At 70.1% G+C, this 20362-nt stretch carries 13 protein-coding genes and 1 riboswitch; of the genes, 8 read left to right on the plus strand and 5 right to left on the minus strand.

What is annotated here, in order from left to right:
* The first annotated feature begins 521 nt into the window (after window positions 1–521).
* A riboswitch (TPP riboswitch) is annotated at window positions 522–711 on the plus strand.
* The 3 genes from thiC (at window position 704) to ACIPFH_RS23175 (ending at window position 5125) form a co-directional block, all read left to right on the plus strand.
* The gene (gene thiC / locus ACIPFH_RS23165; RefSeq protein ID WP_401828919.1) at window positions 704–2530 is read left to right on the plus strand and encodes a phosphomethylpyrimidine synthase ThiC; all 1827 of its coding nucleotides are present in this window, start codon (window positions 704–706) and stop codon (window positions 2528–2530) included. It overlaps the preceding riboswitch by 8 nt.
* Window positions 2531–2636: 106 nt before the next feature.
* Window positions 2637–3677: a hypothetical protein gene (locus tag ACIPFH_RS23170; RefSeq protein WP_401828921.1), complete on the plus strand. Its 1041-nt coding sequence runs from the start codon at window positions 2637–2639 to the stop codon at window positions 3675–3677.
* A complete protein-coding gene (locus ACIPFH_RS23175; protein WP_401828923.1) occupies window positions 3674–5125 on the plus strand; it encodes a VWA domain-containing protein in 1452 nt (483 codons plus the stop codon). Before ACIPFH_RS23170 ends, ACIPFH_RS23175 begins: the two co-directional genes overlap by 4 nt.
* Before the next feature lie 202 nt (window positions 5126–5327).
* Here the strand turns inward: ACIPFH_RS23175 and ACIPFH_RS23180 are convergent, their stop codons facing one another.
* The 3 genes from ACIPFH_RS23180 to ACIPFH_RS23190 form a co-directional block, all read right to left on the minus strand.
* Window positions 5328–6197, minus strand: a complete 870-nt coding sequence (locus ACIPFH_RS23180; RefSeq protein WP_401828925.1) for a hypothetical protein — start codon at window positions 6195–6197, stop codon at window positions 5328–5330.
* Between the two features lie 192 nt (window positions 6198–6389).
* The gene (locus ACIPFH_RS23185; RefSeq protein WP_356246880.1) at window positions 6390–7475 is read right to left on the minus strand and encodes a metallophosphoesterase; all 1086 of its coding nucleotides are present in this window, start codon (window positions 7473–7475) and stop codon (window positions 6390–6392) included.
* Window positions 7476–8014: 539 nt separating this feature from the next.
* Entirely contained in the window at window positions 8015–9127 is a 1113-nt protein-coding gene (locus ACIPFH_RS23190) for a LacI family DNA-binding transcriptional regulator (protein ID WP_356246882.1), read from the minus strand.
* A 414-nt stretch (window positions 9128–9541) separates the two neighbouring features.
* Here ACIPFH_RS23190 and hisC point away from each other — a divergent pair, with 414 nt between their 5' ends.
* From hisC to ACIPFH_RS23215, 5 genes are all read left to right on the plus strand, one after another.
* Window positions 9542–10621 (plus strand): histidinol-phosphate transaminase, encoded by a 1080-nt coding sequence (gene hisC / locus ACIPFH_RS23195; RefSeq protein ID WP_401828927.1) that lies wholly within the window; start codon window positions 9542–9544, stop codon window positions 10619–10621.
* A gap of 164 nt (window positions 10622–10785) precedes the next feature.
* Window positions 10786–12294 carry a cytochrome ubiquinol oxidase subunit I gene (locus ACIPFH_RS23200; RefSeq protein ID WP_356246887.1) on the plus strand — a complete coding sequence of 503 codons (1509 nt, stop codon included), beginning with the start codon at window positions 10786–10788 and terminating at the stop codon, window positions 12292–12294.
* Between the two features lie 20 nt (window positions 12295–12314).
* Complete coding sequence (gene cydB, locus ACIPFH_RS23205; protein WP_401828930.1) at window positions 12315–13319, plus strand: cytochrome d ubiquinol oxidase subunit II; 1005 nt, start codon at window positions 12315–12317, stop codon at window positions 13317–13319.
* Window positions 13320–13414: 95 nt separating this feature from the next.
* A complete protein-coding gene (gene cydD, locus ACIPFH_RS23210; RefSeq protein WP_401828932.1) occupies window positions 13415–16903 on the plus strand; it encodes a thiol reductant ABC exporter subunit CydD in 3489 nt (1162 codons plus the stop codon).
* Window positions 16904–17596: 693 nt separating this feature from the next.
* Window positions 17597–18463, plus strand: coding sequence for a GyrI-like domain-containing protein (locus ACIPFH_RS23215; protein ID WP_401828934.1), 867 nt, complete (start codon window positions 17597–17599; stop codon window positions 18461–18463).
* 15 nt (window positions 18464–18478) lie between these two features.
* Here ACIPFH_RS23215 and ACIPFH_RS23220 read toward each other — a convergent pair whose 3' ends face one another.
* Together ACIPFH_RS23220 and ACIPFH_RS23225 are read right to left on the minus strand one after the other, a co-directional pair.
* Window positions 18479–19366 (minus strand): HAD hydrolase family protein, encoded by an 888-nt coding sequence (locus ACIPFH_RS23220; protein WP_401828937.1) that lies wholly within the window; start codon window positions 19364–19366, stop codon window positions 18479–18481.
* A 70-nt stretch (window positions 19367–19436) separates the two neighbouring features.
* On the minus strand, window positions 19437–20339 hold the full coding sequence (locus tag ACIPFH_RS23225) for an LLM class flavin-dependent oxidoreductase (protein ID WP_401828940.1): 903 nt from the start codon (window positions 20337–20339) through the stop codon (window positions 19437–19439).
* Window positions 20340–20362: the final 23 nt, after the last annotated feature.

A 20362-nucleotide genomic window follows, 5' to 3' on the forward strand; every position in this document is an offset into this window, starting at 1 on the left:
GCGGGGCCGGTCCCGTACTCCTGCCGGCTTCCGTATCCCTGGTCGTTCCCGGGTCCCTGCCCGCTTCCGCGTTCCCGGTCGTTCTCGGGCCGTTGCCCGTTTCCGTGACCGCGGTCGTTTCCTGGCCCCGGTCCTGGCCCTGCCGGCCCCGATCTTGGCCCCGGCGCCGATCCGGGCCCCGGGCCTTCGCCGGAGCGCGGTGCCTGACCACTCGGGGTTCCGACACGCCTCAGGCCGCCGAGCCCACCGGCGTAGCCCGGACCCTGGCCGGAACCACGCGGGTGATCGTGACCGTGGCTGAAGTCGCGATCGTCCCTCGGGCCGCTGCCGGACCCGTTGCCGGAGCCATTGCCGGAGCCATTGCCGGAGCCATTGCCGGGGCCGTCGCCGGCGCCCGGTCGGCGGGGTGGTTCAGGCGGCGGGTACGGAGGCTGGTGTGTCGTGGTCACCGACCGATCATCGCAAGAACGACAGGGGCCCTCTGTTCACCGCGCCAGAATTGACGCTAGCGTGGAGGCAACCTTTGCACACGCGGGAGCTCGGAGCACCGGGCTGAGAGGGCGCTGACCTCCGTCTTCGCGATGTTTCACGTGGAACGTCTCTCCTATCGAGTGATGTTTCACATGAAACGTCGGCAGGCGGTAGCCGCTGCGTCGACCGCCGAACCTGTTACCGGGTAATGCCGGCGTAGGGAGTAGGTCTCATGACCAACAAGGACGCACGCACGCCTGCCTTCACGCAGAACGCGACCAGCGACAGCGGGGTCGACGCGAACGCATCGGAGGCCGGGAAGTCCATCGGCTGGCACAAGGGTTATGTCGAGGGCGCTCGCCCCGACGTACGGGTGCCGGTCCGTCAGGTGCATCTCACCAACGGGCAGTCGGTCACGCTGTACGACACATCCGGCCCGTATACCGATCCACTCGCCGACACAGACGTCCGCAGGGGCCTGTTGCCGCTGCGCGAGAACTGGATCATCGGCCGGGGCGACACCGAGGAGTACGCGGGTCGTCCTGTCCGCCCCGAGGACGACGGGGTCAAGCACACCTCACCGCGCGGCGGTCTGCGCAACCTCGATGCGGTCTTCCCAGGTCGCCCGCGTCTGCCGCGCCGGAGTCGGGACGGCGAGGCGGTCACCCAGCTCGCGTACGCACGCCGGGGGGAGATCACTCCCGAGATGGAGTTCGTGGCCATCCGGGAGAACGTTTCTCCCGAGGTGGTGCGCGAGGAGATCGCGGCGGGCCGTGCCGTGTTGCCGGCCAACGTCAACCACCCGGAGATCGAGCCGATGATCATCGGTAAGCGGTTCCTGGTGAAGGTCAACGCCAACATCGGCAACTCGGCAGTGACGTCCTCCATCGAGGAGGAGGTCGAGAAGATGACCTGGGCGACGCGTTGGGGCGCCGACACGGTCATGGACCTGTCGACGGGTCGCAACATCCACACCACCCGCGAATGGGTGCTGCGCAACTCCCCCGTCCCCATCGGCACGGTGCCGCTGTACCAGGCACTGGAGAAGGTCGACGGCCGCGCCGAGGAACTGACCTGGGAGGTCTACAAGGACACCGTCATCGAGCAGGCCGAGCAGGGCGTGGACTACATGACGGTCCACGCCGGTGTCCGCCTGGCGTACGTTCCGCTCACCGCCAACCGCAAGACCGGCATCGTGTCGCGCGGCGGCTCGATCATGGCGGCCTGGTGCCTCGCGCACCACAAGGAGTCCTTCCTCTACGAGAACTTCGAGGAACTCTGCGAGATCCTCGCCGCCTACGACGTCACGTACTCGCTGGGCGACGGGCTGCGTCCGGGTTCCATCGCGGACGCCAACGACGCCGCGCAGTTCGCGGAGTTGAGGACACTCGGGGAACTCAACCGGATCGCGAAGCGTTTCCATGTTCAGACGATGATCGAAGGCCCGGGACATGTCCCGATGCACAAGATCAAGGAGAACATCGACCTTCAGCAGGAGATCTGTGATGAAGCTCCGTTCTATACGCTCGGCCCGCTGACCACGGACGTCGCGCCGGCGTACGACCACATCACCTCCGGTATCGGCGCCGCGATGATCGCCTGGTGGGGCACGGCCATGCTCTGCTACGTCACGCCCAAGGAACATCTGGGCCTGCCCAACCGTGACGACGTCAAGACCGGCGTCATCACCTACAAGATCGCAGCCCACGCAGCCGACCTCGCCAAGGGGCACCCCGGTGCGCAGGAATGGGACGACGCGCTGTCCGACGCCCGCTTCGAGTTCCGCTGGGAGGACCAGTTCAACCTCGCCCTCGATCCGGACACGGCACGGGAGTTCCACGACGAGACACTCCCGGCGGAGCCGGCGAAGACGGCGCACTTCTGCTCGATGTGCGGGCCGAAGTTCTGCTCGATGAAGATCAGCCAGAGCATCAACGAGCGGTTCGGCGCCGGGGCGGCGGACGGGGCCTCGGCGGAAGAGATCGCGGAGGGCATGTTGGAGAAGTCGAAGGAGTTCGCGGCGAGCGGAAACCGGGTGTACCTGCCGCTGGCTGACTGACGTCCGGATCGGCGCTGTCCCCTCAGGTTCGACACCGGGGACAGCGTCCTGAGCCGCCGTCATCAAGGGGGAGAACGTCGGTGTTGTTGTCGGGGGGAGAGGGACCTTGGAGCTGTTGAAAGTGACGGCGCCGGTCCGGTCGTTGGTCTGGCAGGGCGGTGAGCTGGTGGATGTGCTGGGCGGCCGCGCGTGGAGTTCCGACGGTGTGCAGCGCCGGACGGCCACCAGTCACGGACCGGGGCTCGTCGGTCCCGGCGGATGGGACGGATCCGATGGATTCGACAGGTGCGTCGTCTCGCCGTCCGGCCGGTACAGCGTCGTGTACGCCGAACGGGGAGCCGGCGCGCTGGTTCTGGAGGGGACACGCCCCCTTCGTGAACTGACCCGCGACCCCTACCACTTCGAGGAGTTCGACTACCCCGTGGCTCTGGGAGTCCTGGGGGACGGTCGGGAGATCCTGGTCCACTGCCCGCAGGAGTACGGCGTGCTCCAGATCGAGGACGTGGCGTCAGGACAGCGGCTCACCGGGGGAGCGCGCGAAGCGAGGGACGTGTTCCAATCCCGGTTGTCGGTGACCGGGGACGGCAGACATCTGCTCGTGGCCGGCTGGGTGTGGCATCCGTACGGAATCGTCGAGGTCTTCGACCTGGAGGGCGCCCTGGCAGACCCGGCCGTACTGGACGGCGAGGGGGTGCTGCCGAGGCAGTCGGGGATCGATGCCGAGGTGGTCTCGGCATGCTGGCTCGACGACGACCGGCTGGCGGTGGCGACGGGAGAGGACTTCCTCGAAAACGAGGAGGGCCTCGGCCTCGGACCCCGCCGGATCGGAGTGTGGTCGCTGTCCCGTCGCCAGTGGCTGCATCGGAGCTCTGTCGGTTTCGAGGTCGGCACGCTGCTCGCCGGGGGCGGTCGCGTCCTCTCGTTGCACGGGCATCCTCGGCTGATCGACGTCAGGACCGGTGAGGTGCCGGCGGAATGGCCCGAGGTGCAGGTGTCCCGCTGCGAGGGGGCCTACGGAGTCACCCACATACCGACACCGGTCGCGGCACTGAGCCCTGACGGCACGCTCCTGGCGGTCGCCCAGGAGGAGAGCATCGCGCTCATTCGGTTGCCTTCGGACGCCGGCTCGGCAGACTTGCCTCCATGACAGCGCGATCCATGAGCAAGGGTGCCAATCTGCCGGTCGACGCGCCCGACGTACTGGTCGAACTCAGCTGGGCGGAGGGGGTGGGCGCACCGGACATCGATGCCTCGGCGCTGCTGCTGGCGCAGGACGGACGGGTTCGTGACGACGGGGACTTCGTCTTCTACAACCAGCCGCTGCACGCGTCCGGCGCCGTGCGACACATCGGCAAGCGGAGCGATGCCGGTGTCATGACCGACACCGTCCAGGTGGATCTCCGCTCGCTGGAGGGCGCCATCACGCGGGTGGTGCTGTGTGCGTCGGCCGACGGCGGGGCCTTCGGCCAGGTGACCGGCCTGACGCTGAGACTGCTCGGCACGGGCGGGCGCTCCGAGGTGGCGCGCTTCGAGATGCAGGCCGACACGGAGACGGCGTTCATCGCCGGCGAGCTGTACCTGCGCGAGGGGCGCTGGAAGTTCCGGGCGGTCGGACAGGGGTACGCCTCCGGGCTGGCGGGGGTGGCCACGGACTTCGGGATCACGGTCGACGAGGAGCCGGAGGAGGCAGCCACGTCGCTGAGCGCACCTCCGCTCAGCTCACGGGGGCTCACTCCGCCGACGTCACCGGCGCTCACTCCGCCGACGTCTCCTCCGCTCAGCCCACCGGCCATCGCCGCGCCTCCGGTCAGCCGACCGGCGGGTGCCCGTCTGACCAAGGGGGAGGAGCGGCTTCCCGTCGACATGCGCAAGCGGTTGTCCCTGCGCAAGGAGCAGGTCGCTGTCAGTCTGAGCAAGCGTGGCGCGGTGGGAATCAGCGCGCGGGTCGTGCTCGTCCTGGACGCCTCCGGGTCCATGGCTTTCCTGTACTCGCGGGGAGTCGTGGCGGACGTCGTGGAACGCATGGCGGCCGTGGCGGCTCAGCTCGACGACGACGGCGAGATGCAGGCCTGGACGTTCGCCAGCGAGTCCGCCCGCCTGCCCGATCTCCGGTTGGGCGAACTCCCCGAGTGGCTGCGGCTGCATGTGCGGGTGGGTGAGATGAGTCTGTTCCGGCGTAGCAAGAAGCCCCGCAGGGGGATGGAACCGGGTCAGGTCGACATGCGCACGGTCGGCATCCAGAACGAGGAGCAGAAGGCGATCGCCCAGGTCAGATCGTATGTGCGGGAGAATCCGGCGACCGTACCGACCTTGGTGCTGTTCTTCTCGGACGGAGGGGTCTACCGCGACGCAGCGATCGAGCGGGAGCTGCGGGCAGCGGTCGAGGAGCCGATCTTCTGGCAGTTCGTGGGGCTCGGCCGGTCGGACTACGGGGTCCTGGAGAGGTTCGACACACTGCCCGGACGCCGCGTCGACAATGTGGGGTTCTTCGCCGTGGACGACGTCAGTACCGTCCCGGACCAGGAGCTCTACGACCGGCTGCTGTCCGAGTTCCCCGACTGGATCACGGCAGCCGGCCGGGCGGGCATCCTCTGACCGACGTACGACCGCAGCTCCCCGAACCGGTGATCCCGAGCAGCACACGGCAGTTCAAGGCAGCACAGCACAGCATCAGAGCCGCAGCCTTTACTGCGGGGTGGCCTCCGCACCCGGGCCGCCCGGCGCAGGCGGCCGGTGTGGGTGGGGGCGTACGGCTTGCGCTTCCCTCGGTGGGTCCGTGGGGGCGCAAGCCGAGTGCCTATTCCGGCTGGTGCTCCGGGCCGCCGAAGTCCGGGCTGGTGTAGTCCGGGCTGCTGAAGCTCGGGCGCGGACCGGTCGAGCGGCCGTCGTCCGGGCTGCTGAAGCCCGGACGGTCGTAGCCGATCTTCGGGAGGCGGCCCGTGGGAGCCGGTGGGGCCGGGGCGGTGTGCAGGGCGGTCGCCGTGCCGGGATCGGCGAGAGCCTCCCGGAGAAACGGCAGGATGCCGCGTTCCAGCAGGGCTTCTCGCCAGGCTTCCCTGGCCTGGTCGACCTCCTCGCTCAGTTCGCTGTACGGTCCGGCCTCCAGGGAGGGCCGGTTGCGCAGGGCCGTGAGCAGCAGCGCGACGGTGGCGACGAGGATCGCGGCCACGGCCACGGCCCCGAACGTCCAGCCGGCGGCCAGCATGGTCCGGGCGAACGCCTGCTCGGGGTCGAGCACCCTGAGTATGTAGCCGACGAGCAGGAAGATCACCGCGGCGGTCCCGGCGAGAACGGGGGTGAGGACGGCGGCGACGGCGCCCGCCCCGGCGGCCTCGGCGGCCTGGGCCGCCTCCCCCACGGTGGTGGCGAGCCCCATCGCGGCCGCGCCCGGCTCCGCGGAGCCGGTCTCGGACGACGGGGTGGACGGCGCGGGATGGCGCAGTTCCTCGCGGACCTTCACGTAGTGCTGGTACTCGGCCGCCGCCGCCACCGTGATGAGTGCGGAGGCGTTGAGTGCCATGGTGCGCAGTTGTTCGGGGTTGAGCCGCTGTCCGACAGCAGCCAGTTCCGGGTGGTGTGGGGCGGAGCGCAGCGCCTCGTCGAGGATCCGCTCGTACTCTTGGCGGTCCTCGCTGTTCAGGTGCTGCGGAACGCTGTTCATCTGCATCCCCCGATGCTCCGTAGGGCTTGGGGCTCGCATGCCAACGAGCCGTCGGGCAGAAACGGAGGGGAGCCTGCTACGGATAACCCGATGGTAGAGCGGCGACGGCATGGGGTGACAGGGGGTTTGCCGAAATTGGCCCTTGGCCTGCGGTGTCTTCGACGGGCCCGAAGTGGGGAACTTCTGCCCCGGAAATGCTCAAACTTCCAGGGGCAGTTGCTGGACCAGCAGTTTTCCGGCCATCGTCACGCCACCGTCCATCGCGATGGCCAGCCCGTCCGCGTAGACGTGCGGCCCCTCGACGTGCGGGCCGCCGCTGTCCTCGCCCTCCTCGGAGCCGACTTCGCCCAGCAGGTAGGGAATCGGGCTGTGGCCGTGAACGATGCGGGTGCCGCCGTACGTATCGAGCAGGGAGCGCACGGCGTCGGCGCCGCCCTCGTCGCGGAAGGAGAAGCGCTTGGTGAACTTGCGGAACAGGTCCCATACCTCGTCCGCGTCGTTGCGCGTGATCGTCTCGCGGACGGTGTCGTTGACCGCCTCGATCGAGTCGCCGTAGTCGAGGTAGGCGGTGGTGTCGGAGTGGACGAGCAGATGGCCGTCGACCTCCTCGACCGCGTCGAGGCGGGCCATCCACTGGAGGTGGTGGTCCTGGAGACGGTCCATGTCGTACTTCTGGCCGCCGTTGAGCAGCCAGGCCGCCTGGAAGGTGGCGGTGCCCGCGCCGGAGTTGACGGGGGTGTCACCGAAGCGTTTGGCGCCGAGCAGCAGCAGTTCGTGGTTGCCCATGAGGGCCTTGCAGTACCCGCCGGCCGCGGCGGCCTCGGCGGACAGCCGCATGACGAGGTCGATGACGCCGATGCCGTCCGGACCGCGGTCGGTGAAGTCGCCGAGGAACCACAGCCGGGCGGTGCCCGCGCACCAGTTGCCCGCGGAGTCGACCAGGCCCTTCTCCTGGAGTGCGGCCACCAGTTCGTCGAGGTAGCCGTGGACGTCGCCGACGACGAACAGCGGTCCCGGGCCGGTCGCGGGCAGCGGGGCCTGGGCGGTCGCCGGGTCCACGGCCACCTGGAGGGTGTCGCCGCGCCGGCTGATGACGGGCAGGTCGCGCTGGGTGGGCGTGTAGCCGTCCGGATGCTCCAGCGGCTCCTCGAGGGGCGGCGCGGCATTGCCGGGGTCTGTGCCGTGATCGTACGGACCGGTCTCGTTGACGTACGCGGGCACCCGGAAGTCGCGCAACGTCGCCGTCCGCTCCACCTCGGGTCCCTGACCGGCCCCCTGAGTCATCAGACCCCTCCACCATCGCGCCGCATCTGCACCCTTCGGGCTGCCTGGTCGCAGCGGCCCGCGGTGCCGTGCGTCCATCATAGGAATGCGGATCGTGCCGTGTGATGACCCAGGGGTGGTGAATCGGAGCAAGGCTCCAGTTCATCGCGGCTTTCGCCCCGATTGGGCCGGGGTTCGGCAGTCCGCGCTCACCCGGCGCACACCCTGCCCACACCCGCACACCACCCCGCCGTCGGCTCCGCCGGCTCGGCCGGGACGTGCTGTCGGCCGTGGAGAGGGTGGCTCCGGTGGTCGGAGCGAGGACGACGCGGCGGTCGGCGCCGAGGTGACGACGGTCGTATCCGGCGCCGCCCGAAACCGCCCGTACGTGCTTCCCGCTGACTCGTGTTGACGCGAACCGCCCGTTCGGCCGCGACCGCCGTGGCCGGACCTCCCCTCCCCTTCGCTCTGCTCCTCCGCCCTCCGACAAGCCGCGAGCCGCCGCTCCCGACGATCCGCGCCCTGGCGTGGGCGTGGTGCGTGGGGAGCGGCGGCTCGGGCTACTTCTCCTCCGGCGCCCGTGGTGGGCTGACCGTGGTCCGAGGGGGACGCCGCTGGGAGGAGGTCCGTACGAACAGCTCGGTCGGTATCACCTGCTCGACCGGACGGTCCGTCTCCTCGCCCTCGATCGCGTCGATGAGGAGTTGGATCACCGCTGTGCCGATACGGCGCGGCTTCAGCGAGAGGGTCGTGACGGGCGGCTCGGTGTTGGCGTACACCGCGGACTCGCTGCAGCACACGACCAGCAGGTCCTCGGGGACTCGCAGCCCGTAGCGGCGGGCCGCGGCGAGCAGGTCGGTGCCGTTGGGGTCGAACAGGCCGTAGACGGCGTCGGGGCGGTCGGGGCGGGCCAGCAGCCGGTCGGCGGCCACTGCGCCCGCGCACGGGTCGTGCGCGGGGTAGGCCTCGTAGACCGGGTCCTGACCGACCCGCTCGCACCACCGCAGGTACGCACTCGTCGACAGGTGTGTGTACGTGTCGGTGGTGGTGCCCGTGAGCAGGCCGATGCGGCGGGCGCCGGCATCGGCGAGGTGCTCGAGGATGTCGAGGACGGCGGCCTCGTGGTCGTTGTCCACCCACGCGGTGACCGGGAGCGCGCCGGCCGGACGGCCGTCGGAGACGACCGGTAGGCCCTGCCGGACCAGCTCGCTGACCACCGGGTCCTGGTCGGAGGGGTCGATGACGACCGTGCCGTCCAGGGCTACGTTGGACCAGACGTCGTGGCGCGAGGTCGCGGGGAGGATGACGAGCGCGTAGCCGCGGGCGAGTGCGGCCGAGGTGGCGGCGCGCGCCATCTCCGCGAAGTAGGCGAACTCGGTGAAGGTGAAAGGTTCATCCCCGTAGGTCGTCACGGTCAGGCCGATGAGGCCCGACTTGCCGGTACGGAGGGTTCGGGCCGCCGCCGAGGGGCGGTAGCCGAGTCGGTCGGCGACCTCGCGGACATGGCGGCGGGTGGCGTCCGGAAGCCTGCCCTTGCCGTTGAGGGCGTCGGAGACGGTCGTGATGGAGACTCCGGCGGCGGCGGCCACGTCCCTGATGCCCGCCCGGCCCGGCCGGCTGCCTCGGCGTGAGGTTTCCGCGCGGCTCACCTGGTGCTTCCCTGCTGCTGTCATGGCGAGCCGATAGTAGGGCTCATTCGGTGGGGTAGGGCGGACGCATATGCACGCATTGACAGGCACGTTTCTGCAAGGCTGGTGAGGGTCAAATGCCTGGGAAATTAAGGTAGTTGATGGCTCCTATGCCAGGACGTGGCGTGTCGGCACGGATGAGCCTGGCGAGGCACCGATGTTTCGAAGAGGTCTCAACTCACCTGCACGAGGGATGCGCGCCACGGAGTGCACTACCGGCGCGTAGATATATGTACAGCGCGCCCCCTGACGCGTACGCCTTCGTGCGACTTCGTCCGCAGAAGTCTCGGAGGTCCCTCCGTTTCGGCGTGACGGTCTCTGCCCACCTGTACGCACCCGCGCCGAATCCTCATAAGGTGAGCAGTATTGAAGCCGGTGGTGGTCACGAGGAGGACTGCGGTGAGCGAGACGAGCCCCAAGCTGCGCGCCGAGCTGGAGGGGATCCCCACCTACAAGCCGGGCAGGCCGGCCGCGGCCGGTGGTCCCTCGGCCTACAAGCTGTCCTCCAACGAGAACCCCTATCCGCCGCTGCCGGGCGTGATGGAGACGGTGACGGTGGCGGCCGCCTCCTTCAACCGTTATCCGGATCTGGCCTGCACCGTCCTCGTCAACGAGCTGTCCGAGCGGTTCGGCGTCCCCGCCTCCCACCTGGCCACGGGCACCGGCTCGGTCGGTGTCGCCCAGCAGCTCGTCCAGGCGACGGCGGGCCCGGGCGACGAGGTGATCTACGCCTGGCGGTCCTTCGAGGCCTACCCGATCATCACGCAGATCAGCGGCGCCAAGGCCGTGCAGGTGCCGCTGACCCCCGGGGACGTGCACGATCTGGACGCGATGGCCGACGCGATCACCGAGCGGACCCGGCTGGTCTTCGTCTGCAACCCCAACAACCCCACGGGCACCGTCGTGAAGCGGGCCGAGCTGGAGCGGTTCCTGGACCGGGTGCCGCGTGACGTGCTGGTCGTACTGGACGAGGCGTACCGGGAGTTCATCCGCGACCCCGAGGTACCGGACGGCGTGGAGCTGTACCGGAAGCGGCCCAATGTCTGTGTCCTGCGGACCTTTTCCAAGGCCTACGGTCTCGCCGGTCTGCGTGTCGGCTTCGCCATCGCCCATGAGCCGGTGGCGGAGGCCCTGCGCAAGACGGCGGTGCCGTTCGGGGTGAGTCAGCTCGCGCAGGAGGCCGCGATCGCCTCGCTGCGCGCCGAGGACGCGCTGCTCGGCCGGGTCGGCTCCCTGGTGTGCGAGCGCCTGCGCGTGGTCGAGGGGCTGCGTGCGCAGGGATGGACGGTGCCCGAGACCCAGGCCAACTTCGTGTGGCTGCGGCTGGGCGAGCAGACGGTTGCCTTCGCCGCCGCGTGTGAGCGGGCCGGCGTCGTGGTGCGGCCGTTCCCGGGCGAGGGTGTGCGGGTGACGATCGGGGAGACCGAGGCGAACGACATCTTCCTGAAGGCCGCAGAGGGGTTCCGCGAAGAGCTGTAGCGAGCCGTCGCACCGGTTTCCGCTGGTCGGAGGCGGTCGAAGGGGGGTTCCCGCAGGTAGCGGGGACCCCCCTTCCCTTATCGAAAATCGGTGCGGCATACTTGCTTGTGAATGTGAACGCTTTCACAAGCGTGATCCACGAGCGTGAGGTAAGGAGTGACGACGTGGACCTGGCTCTGGCGCCGGAGACCCTGGCGCGCTGGCAGTTCGGCATCACCACCGTCTACCACTTCCTCTTCGTCCCCCTGACGATCTCCCTCGCGGCCCTCACCGCCGGGCTGCAGACCGCCTGGGTGCGCACGGAGAACGAGAAGTACCTCAGGGCGACGAAGTTCTGGGGCAAGCTCTTCCTGATCAACATCGCGATGGGTGTCGTCACCGGCATCGTGCAGGAGTTCCAGTTCGGCATGAACTGGTCCGACTACTCACGCTTCGTCGGTGACGTCTTCGGCGCCCCGCTGGCCTTCGAGGCTCTGATCGCCTTCTTCTTCGAGTCCACCTTCATCGGCCTGTGGATCTTCGGCTGGGACAAACTGCCGAAGAAGATCCACCTGGCCTGCATCTGGATGGTCTCGATCGGCACGATCCTGTCGGCGTACTTCATCCTCGCGGCCAACTCGTGGATGCAGCACCCCGTCGGCTACCGGATCAACAAGGAGAAGGGCCGGGCCGAGCTCACCGACTTCTGGGCCGTGCTGACCCAGAACACCGCGCTCAGCCAGGTCTTCCACACCATGTCCGCGGCCTTCCTCACCGGTGGCGCCTTCATGGTCGGCATCGCCGCCTTCCACCTGTACCGCAAGAAGCACATTCCGGTGATGAAGACCTCGCTGCGGCTGGGCCTGATCACCGTGGTCATCGCGGGCATGCTCACCGCCATCAGCGGTGACACCCTCGGCAAGGTCATGTTCAAGCAGCAGCCGATGAAGATGGCCGCCGCCGAGGCGTTGTGGGACGGCGAGGCGCCCGCGCCGTTCTCGGTCTTCGCCTACGGCGACGTCGAGAAGGGGCACAACAAGGTCGCCATCGAGATCCCGGGCCTGCTGTCCTTCCTCGCCAACGACGACTTCAGCTCGTACGTCCCCGGCATCAACGATGTGAACAAGGCCGAGCAGGAGAAGTACGGTCCCGGCGACTACCGGCCCAACATCCCGGTCGCCTACTGGGGCTTCCGCTGGATGATCGGCTTCGGCATGTCGTCCTTCGCGATCGGCCTGGCCGGACTCTGGCTCACCCGCAAGAAGTTCCTGCTGCCGCAGCACCTGAGGGTCGGCGAGGACGAGGTCCCGCACGTGGTGCTGTTCAGGAACAAGGCGCTCAGCCCCAAGCTCACCAAGCTCTACTGGCTGGCGGCGATCTGGACCCTGGGCTTCCCGCTGATCGCCAACTCCTGGGGCTGGATCTTCACCGAGATGGGCCGCCAGCCCTGGGTCGTCTACGGCGTCCTCCAGACCCGCGACGCGGTCTCCCCCGGGGTCTCCCAGGGCGAGGTCCTCACGTCGATGATCGTCTTCACGGCGCTCTACGCGATCCTCGCCGTCATCGAGGTCAAGCTGCTGGTGAAGTACGTGAAGGCCGGCCCGCCCGAGCTGACCGAGGCCGACCTCAACCCGCCCACGAAGATCGGCGGCGACTCCCGGGACGCCGACAAGCCGATGGCCTTCTCCTACTAGGCCGAGGGAGCTGCACAGTCATGGAACTGCACGACGTCTGGTTCGTCCTGATCGCCGTCCTGTGGACCGGCTACTTCTTCCTGGAGGGCTTCGATTTCGGGGTCGGTATCCTCACCAGGCTGCTCGCCCGCGACCGGCCCGAGCGGCGGGTGCTCATCAACACGATCGGGCCCGTCTGGGACGGCAACGAGGTGTGGCTGCTCACGGCGGGCGGCGCGACCTTCGCCGCCTTCCCCGAGTGGTACGCCACACTCTTCTCGGGCTTCTACCTGCCCCTGCTGCTCATCCTGATCTGTCTGATCGTGCGGGGCGTCGCCTTCGAGTACCGGGTGAAGCGGCCCGAGGAGAACTGGCAGCGCAACTGGGAGACCGCGATCTTCTGGACCTCGCTCCTTCCCGCGTTCCTGTGGGGCGTCGCCTTCGGCAACATCGTGGGGGGCGTCAAGATCGACCGCGACTTCGAGTACGTGGGCACCGTCTGGGATCTGCTCAACCCGTACGCGCTGCTCGGCGGTCTGGTGACCCTGACGCTGTTCACCTTCCACGGCGCGGTGTTCACGGCCCTCAAGACCGTCGGCGAGATCCGGGAACGTGCAAGGAAACTGGCGTTGAAGGTGGGGCTTGTGACCGCCGTGTTCGCCCTCGTCTTCCTGCTGTGGACGCAGATCGACAGCGGTGACGCCAAGAGTCTGGCCGCCCTGTTCGTGGCGGTCGGCGCCCTGCTCGCGGCGCTCGTGGCGAACCGGGCGGGACGCGAGGGCTGGTCGTTCGCGCTCTCCGGCGTCACCATCGTGGCCACCGTGGCGATGCTCTTCCTGACGCTCTTTCCGAACGTCATGCCTTCCTCGCTCAACGAGGACTGGAGCCTCACGGTGACCAACGCCTCGTCGAGCCCGTACACCCTGAAGATCATGACCTGGTGTGCGGGGATCGCCACGCCGCTCGTGCTGCTCTACCAGAGTTGGACCTACTGGGTGTTCCGCAAGCGGATCGGGACCCAGCACCTCGCCGAGGCCACGCACTGAGTCTGATATGGGGTGTGTTTCACGTGAAACACACCCCATGAGGAGTGGGAGCGTGTTTCACGTGAAACACGCTCTTTGAGAAGAGGGTGTTTCACGTGAAACCGATCGACCCGCGTCTCCTCCGGTACGCCCGCGCCACGCGCCTCTTCCTGGCGGCGGTCGTCGGCCTGGGCGTCGTCGGAGCGGCCCTGGTCATCGCTCAGGCGATGCTCATCGCCGAGGTCGTGGTAGGGGCCTTCCAGTACAGCCTGTCCCTCACCGAACTGCGCACCCCCCTCTTGCTGTTGGTGGCTGTGGCGGCCGGCCGTGCGTCGGTCGCCTGGCTCACCGAACTCGCCGCGCACCGCGCGAGTGCCGCCGTCAAGTCGGAGCTGCGGGGGCGGCTGCTGGAGCGTGCCACCGCGTTGGGGCCGAACTGGCTCAGTGGCCGGCGCACCGGTTCGCTGGTCGCCCTCGCCACGCGGGGCGTGGACGCCCTCGACGACTACTTCTCCCGCTACCTGCCGCAGTTGGGGCTGGCGGTGGTCGTACCGGTCGCGGTGCTCGCGCGCATCGTGACCGAGGACTGGGTGTCCGCCGCGATCATCGTCGGCACTCTGCCCCTGATCCCGGTCTTCATGATGCTGATCGGCTGGGCCACGCAGTCGCGGATGGATCGGCAGTGGCAGCTGCTGTCCCGCCTGTCCGGGCACTTCCTGGACGTCGTCGCAGGGCTGCCCACGCTCAAGGTGTTCGGGCGGGCCAAGGCGCAGGCCGAGTCGATCCGGCGCATCACGGGCGAGTACCGGCAGGCGACCATGCGGACGCTGCGGATCGCCTTCATCTCGTCGTTCGCGCTGGAGTTGCTGTCGACGCTCTCGGTGGCCCTCGTGGCCGTAACGATCGGAATGCGGCTCGTACACGGCGAGATGGACCTGTACACCGGCCTGGTGATCCTCGTGCTGGCGCCCGAGGCGTATCTACCGCTGCGGCAGGTCGGCGCGCAGTATCACGCGGCCGCCGAGGGGCTGGCTGCCGCCGAGGAGATCTTCGCGGTGCTGGAGACGCAAGCCCCGCAGTCGGGCACGGCTGTGGTGTCCGACGGAGGAGTGACCTTCGAGAACGTGACCGTGCGCTACCCCGGACGGTCCACCGACGCGGTCACGGACGTGTCGTTCACCGTCGAACCCGGCGAGACGGTCGCGCTCGTCGGACCGAGCGGCGCGGGCAAGTCGACCCTGCTGAACGCGCTGCTGGGCTTCGTGCGGCCGGACGAGGGCCGGGTGCTGGCCGGGGGAGTCGACCTCGCGGCGGCCGACCTGGAGCAGTGGCGGTCCCGGATCGCGTGGGTGCCACAGCGCCCGCACCTCTACGCCGGGACGATCGAGGAGAACGTACGGCTGGCGCGTCCCGACGCAGACGACGCGGCCGTACGCCGGGCGCTGGCGGACGCGGGGGCGCTGGAGTTCGTCGAAGCGCTGCCCGCCGGGGCCGGCACCGTGCTCGGCGAGGACGGGACCGGGCTGTCCGCCGGGCAGCGACAGCGGCTGGCGTTGGCCAGGGCGTTTCTCGCGGACCGGCCCGTGCTGCTGCTGGACGAGCCGACGGCCGCGCTCGACGGGGAGACCGAGGCGGAGGTGGTGGCGGCCGTGCGGCGTCTCGCCGCCGGTCGCACGGTTGTGTTGGTCGTGCACCGGCCGGCCCTGCTGGCGGTGGCGGACCGCGTGGTGCGGCTGGCCGAGGCCGAGACACATACGCCGGTGGAGTCCGCGCCCAAGGACCCTTCGGCCCCGCCGGAAGAGGCGGCGGCTGAGACCGTCACCGGTGGGTCCGCGACGGGGCCCGCCGTGAGCGGCGGCAGCGTGCTCGCCCGGGTCCGCGCCATGGCCGGTGCCCGACGGGGTCGTTTCGCCCTCGCGTTGCTGCTCGGCAGCCTTGCCCTCGGCAGTGCCGTGGGTCTGATGGCCACCTCCGGATGGCTCATCTCGCGGGCCTCGCAGCAGCCGCCGGTGCTGTACCTGATGGTGGCCGTGACGGCGACCCGCACCTTCGGAATCGGGCGGGCGGTCTTCCGGTACGCGGAGCGGCTCGTCTCGCACGACGCCGTGCTGCGGATGCTGGCCGACACCCGGGTCGCCGTCTACCGGCGGCTGGAACGGCTGGCACCCGCCGGGCTGCGCTCGGCCCGGCGCGCTGACCTGCTGACGCGGCTCGTCGCCGACGTGGACGCCCTCCAGGACTACTGGCTGCGCTGGCTGCTGCCCGCCGGTTCCGCCGTCGTCGTCTCGGCCGGGTCCGTCGCGTTCACGGCGTGGCTGCTGCCCGAGGCCGGGGCGGTACTCGCCGCCGGGCTGCTGACGGCCGGGGTGGGTGTTCCCCTGGTCACCGGCGGCGTGGCCCGCCGGGCCGAGCGCCGGCTCGCTCCCGCCCGGGGAGTGCTGGCCACCCGCACGGCCGACCTGCTCACCGGTACCGCCGAACTGACTGTCGCGGGCGCGCTGCCCGTCCGTGCCGCAGGGGTGCGCGCGGCCGACTCCGTGCTCACCCGGATCGCCTCGCGCGCCGCGACCGCCACCGCCCTCGGGGACGGCCTGACGGCGCTCGTCTCCGGGCTGACCGTCACGGCCGCCGCACTCGTGGGCGCCCAGGCGGTCGCCGACGGACGGCTGAACGGCGTGACCATGGCTGTGGTCGTCCTCACCCCGCTGGCCGCATTCGAAGCCGTTCTGGGTCTCCCCCTGGCCGCGCAGTACCGTCAGCGGGTGCGCAGGAGCGCGGAGCGGGTGTACGAGGTCCTGGATTCCCCCGATCCCGTCCGTGAGCCGGAACGGCCCCGTCAGGCGCCCGCGTCGCCCTTCCCGCTGGTCCTCAGGGGGCTGGCCGCCCGGCACGCGGGGCAGGAGCGGGACGCGCTGGCCGGAGCCGACCTCACCCTGACCCAGGGACGCAGGGTCGCCGTCGTCGGGCCTTCCGGCTCCGGCAAGAGCACGCTCGCCCAGGTGCTGCTGCGATTCCTGGACGCCGACGCGGGCTCGTACACGCTCGGCGGGGTGGACGCGTCCGCCCTGGACGGCGACGACGTACGCCGGCTGGTCGGACTGTGCGCGCAGGACGCGCATCTCTTCGACAGCTCGGTCCGCGAGAACCTGTTGCTCGCGAAAAAGGGGGCGGGCGAGGAGGAGCTGCGGGACGTGCTGGCCCGAGTCCGGCTGCTGGAGTGGGCCGACGGGCTGCCCGACGGACTCGACACGCTCGTGGGTGAGCACGGGGCCCGGCTTTCCGGCGGGCAGCGGCAGCGGCTCGCGCTGGCCCGCGCACTGCTCGCCGACTTCCCCGTCCTGGTGCTCGACGAGCCGGCCGAGCATCTGGACCTGCCGACCGCCGACGCCCTCACCCAGGACCTGCTGGCCGCCACCGAGGGCCGGACGACCCTGCTCATCACCCATCGGCTGGCCGGTCTCGAGGCGGTCGACGAGGTGATCGTGCTGGACGAGGGACGGGTGGTGCAGCGGGGGACGTACGCGGCGCTGGTGGCCCCGGAGGGCCCGTTGCGGAGGATGGCCGAGCGGGAGGAGGCCGCGGAGCTGCTGGTGGGGGCGCGATGACCGCCGAGGCCTGTGCGATGACCACCGAGCCCTGCCGAACGCTCGGCAAGAGCCTCGTCGCGACCCTTCGGGATGCCCTTGCCCCGCGCCGAGGCGCTCGGCGGTGACGGCGCGCACGGCCCGGGCATCGGACGGACGGCGCGGGTTCCACCGTCCTGTGCCAGGTGCCGTGCTGAGCCCTCGGGGCGGGGCATCCCCCAGGCGTACGACTTGAAAGGAACCGGGACCGGGGCCGGGCGGGCGGGTCACGAGCGTTGACCGGCCTCGGTGCCGGTCGGCTACTGCCGCGGTGCCTTGCGGTTGGAGCGGCAGCGGCCGCACTTCGTGGTCGACCGGGTCACCCCGGACGAGGCGTACATCCCGGTCCGCGGTCTTCGGCAGCGGAGGTGCGCGCCACCGGCGCATCGTGCTTGTTGCTCCACCCAGTGCCATGGCCGGTGGCCCGCGAAGCACGACGTCACGCTCACCGCGGACCACCCGCAGGCGTACCTCCCCGAGAAGACCAACGGAATGTCCGGGGTACCGACCCAGCCGCCCAGCGTCCGCAGGCATCCCGGGGAGTCGCCCGCCGCCCACGGCATCCGCGGGCCGAAGCACCTCCCGCGCACCCGACTCGATCGGGCACAGGATGTCGGGTGAGGCAGGATGGCCGCCGCCTAGCGTGGTGAGCGCAACAGCGGAAGGAGACCGGTAGTGCTGGAGCGGCTCAACCAGGCCATGGACCACATCGAGGGTCACCTCGACGAGTCGATCGACGTGGCGGGGTTGGCGCGCGGCGCGGCCACCTCCGAGTACCACCTGCGCCGGATGTTCTCCGCCCTGGCGGGCATGCCCCTGTCGGAGTACATCCGCCGCCGACGGCTCACCGTCGCGGGCGCCGAGGTGCTCGCCGGAGCCGAGTCGCTGCTGGAGATCGCGGTGCGCTACGGCTACGGCTCGGGGGAGGCGTTCGCGCGGGCCTTCCGGGCCGTGCACGGCGTGGGGCCCGGCGAGGCCCGGCGCACCGGCGCCGCGCTCGTCTCACAGCCCAGGTTGACCTTCCGCCTCACCGTCGAAGGGAGCAGCAGCATGCGTTATCGCGTAGTTGACCGGCCGGCCTTCGCCGTCGCCGGCCTCAAGGCCCGGGTGCCCTTGGTGCACTTGGGACCGAACCAGGCGATCATCGACTTCGTACGCGGGATCGACCCGCAGACCCTGGAGCGCCTGGAGAGACTGTCGGACCAGGAGCCGCAGGGCATGGTGGCGGTCTGTGACGACCTGGATCCGAGCCGGGCCGAGGGCACCGAACTCGACTACTACCAAGGGGTGATCACGTCGGCGGCCGCCCCCGAGGGCATGGCCGCTCTGGCCGTCCCGGCCGGCACCTGGGCCGTCTTCACCGCCTCGGGGGCTGCGCCCCAGGCCATCCAGGAGCTGTGGCGGGACGTGTACACGCAGTGGTTCCCGTCCAATCCGTACCGCGGCCGCCCGGGTCCGGAGATCCTGCGCACCCGTCTGTCGCCGGACGGGACCGAGGCCGACGCCGAATTGTGGCTGCCGGTGGAGCGGGAGCAGGACTGACGTTCCTCGGGGTGGCTACTCCCGCTCGGCGATCAGCCGCTCGATGACGACGGCGACCCCGTCGTCGTTGTTGGCGACGGTCCGCCCGGAGGCAGCAGCGAGCACGTCCGGGTGCGCGTTTCCCATCGCGTACGACCGGCCGGCCCAGGTGAGCATCTCGACGTCGTTCGGCATGTCCCCGAACGCGACGACCTCCTCGTGGGAGATGCCGCGTTCCGCGCAGCACAGGGCGAGCGTGCTCGCCTTGGAGACGTCGGGGCCGCTGATCTCCAGCAGGGCGCTGGGGCTGGAGCGGGTGACGTTGGCGCGGTCCCCGATGGCGAGCCGGGCGACGGTGAGGAAGGCGTCGGGGTCGATCGTGGGGTGGAACGCGAGTATTTTCAGCACCGGCTCACCGGCCCCGGGCGCGTCCGGCGCCAGCAGCCGCTCGGCCGGCGCGAGGGTGTCGGGGATCTCCATGTGCATCTTGGGATACTCCGGCTCCTGGTAGAAGCCGTACGTCTGCTCGATGGCGTACATGGTCCCGGGCGCCGCCTCCCGCAGCAGTCGCACGGCGTCCAGCGCGTTCTCCCGCGCCAGCTCGCGAACCTTCACGAACCGATGGGCGCCGGGGCCGCCGTGCAGGTCGACCACGGCCGCACCGTTGCCGCAGATCGCCAGGCCGTGTCCGTGGACGTGGTCACTGACGACGTCCATCCAGCGGGCCGGGCGGCCGGTGACGAAGAAGACCTCGATGCCCGCCTCCTCGGCGGCGGCGAGGGCGGCGACCGTGCGCGGGGACACCGACTTGTCGTCGCGCAGCAGAGTGCCGTCGAGATCGGTGGCGATCAGCCGCGGCGGGAGGGCGGCGGCCGGGGTCTCGGGCTGTCGAGTCGCTGAGGTCACCGGGCCATTCTCCCGCATATGCCCGCACGCTCGTGGGCCAGCCCGCGCACACGAGGCCCCGGCGGGCGCGAATGACCGGATGCCGAGGTCAGCGCAGCTGTGCCGGGGCCTCCATGGCGATCTGCTCGAAGATCTTCTCGTCCGTGGCGAAGACGGAGTCGGCGATGGGCCAGTGGATCACGATGTCCGTGAAGCCGAGCTCCCGGTGCCGGCCGGCGAAGTCGACGAAGGCGTCGAGGGACTCCAGCGGACGGCCGCGGTCCGGGGTGAACCCGGTGAGCAGGATCTTGTCCAGCTCCTGCACGTCCCGCCCGCGCGCGGCGCAGGCGTCGGTGAGCTTCTCGACCTGGCCGCGAATGGCCTGAACCGACTGCTCGGGAGTGCCGTCCTCGTACAGCTTGGGGTCGCCGGTGGTCACCCACGCCTGTCCGTACCGCGCCGCGAGCCGCAGCCCGCGGGGCCCGGTCGCGGCGACCGCGAAGGGCAGCCGGGGGCGTTGGACGCAGCCAGGGATGTTCCGCGCCTCGTGCGCCGAGTAGTAGTCACCCTCGTACGACACGGAGTCCTCGGTGAGCAGCCGGTCCAGCAGCGGTACGAACTCCGCGAGGCGGTCGGCCCGCTCGCGCGGGGTCCACGGTTCCTGGCCGAGGGCGGTGGCGTCGAAGCCGGTGCCGCCCGCGCCGATCCCCAGAGTCACCCGGCCGCCGCTGACGTCGTCCAGGGAGATCAGTTCCTTGGCGAGGGTCACCGGGTGCCGGAAGTTCGGCGAGGTCACCAGCGTTCCCAGGCGCAGACGGTCGGTGACGGCCGCAGCGGCGGTCAGCGTCGGGACCGCGCCGAACCACGGGCCGTCGCGGAAGGTGCGCCAGGACAGGTGGTCGTAGGTGTACGCGGTGTGGAAACCGAGCTGCTCGGCCCGTGTCCAGGCGGAACGGCCCCCCTGGTTCCAACGCTGGTACGGGAGGATCACGGTGCTCAGGCGCAGATTCATGGCATCGAGCGTATGCGGCCGAG

Source organism: Streptomyces sp. NPDC088157, from assembly GCF_044741545.1.
Classification (GTDB): Bacteria; Actinomycetota; Actinomycetes; order Streptomycetales; family Streptomycetaceae; genus Streptomyces.

What these genes read in the sequence shown, in the direction of transcription:
- thiC (WP_401828919.1), top strand. Translation starts at nt 704, where the DNA reads ATGACCAACAAGGACGCACGCACGCCTGCCTTCACGCAGAACGCGACC.
- ACIPFH_RS23225 (WP_401828940.1), bottom strand. Translation starts at nt 20,339, where the DNA reads ATGAATCTGCGCCTGAGCACCGTGATCCTCCCGTACCAGCGTTGGAAC.
- ACIPFH_RS23185 (WP_356246880.1), bottom strand. Translation starts at nt 7,475, where the DNA reads ATGACTCAGGGGGCCGGTCAGGGACCCGAGGTGGAGCGGACGGCGACG.
- cydB (WP_401828930.1), top strand. Translation starts at nt 12,315, where the DNA reads ATGGAACTGCACGACGTCTGGTTCGTCCTGATCGCCGTCCTGTGGACC.
- ACIPFH_RS23190 (WP_356246882.1), bottom strand. Translation starts at nt 9,127, where the DNA reads ATGACAGCAGCAGGGAAGCACCAGGTGAGCCGCGCGGAAACCTCACGC.
- ACIPFH_RS23175 (WP_401828923.1), top strand. Translation starts at nt 3,674, where the DNA reads ATGACAGCGCGATCCATGAGCAAGGGTGCCAATCTGCCGGTCGACGCG.
- ACIPFH_RS23220 (WP_401828937.1), bottom strand. Translation starts at nt 19,366, where the DNA reads ATGCGGGAGAATGGCCCGGTGACCTCAGCGACTCGACAGCCCGAGACC.
- ACIPFH_RS23180 (WP_401828925.1), bottom strand. Translation starts at nt 6,197, where the DNA reads ATGCAGATGAACAGCGTTCCGCAGCACCTGAACAGCGAGGACCGCCAA.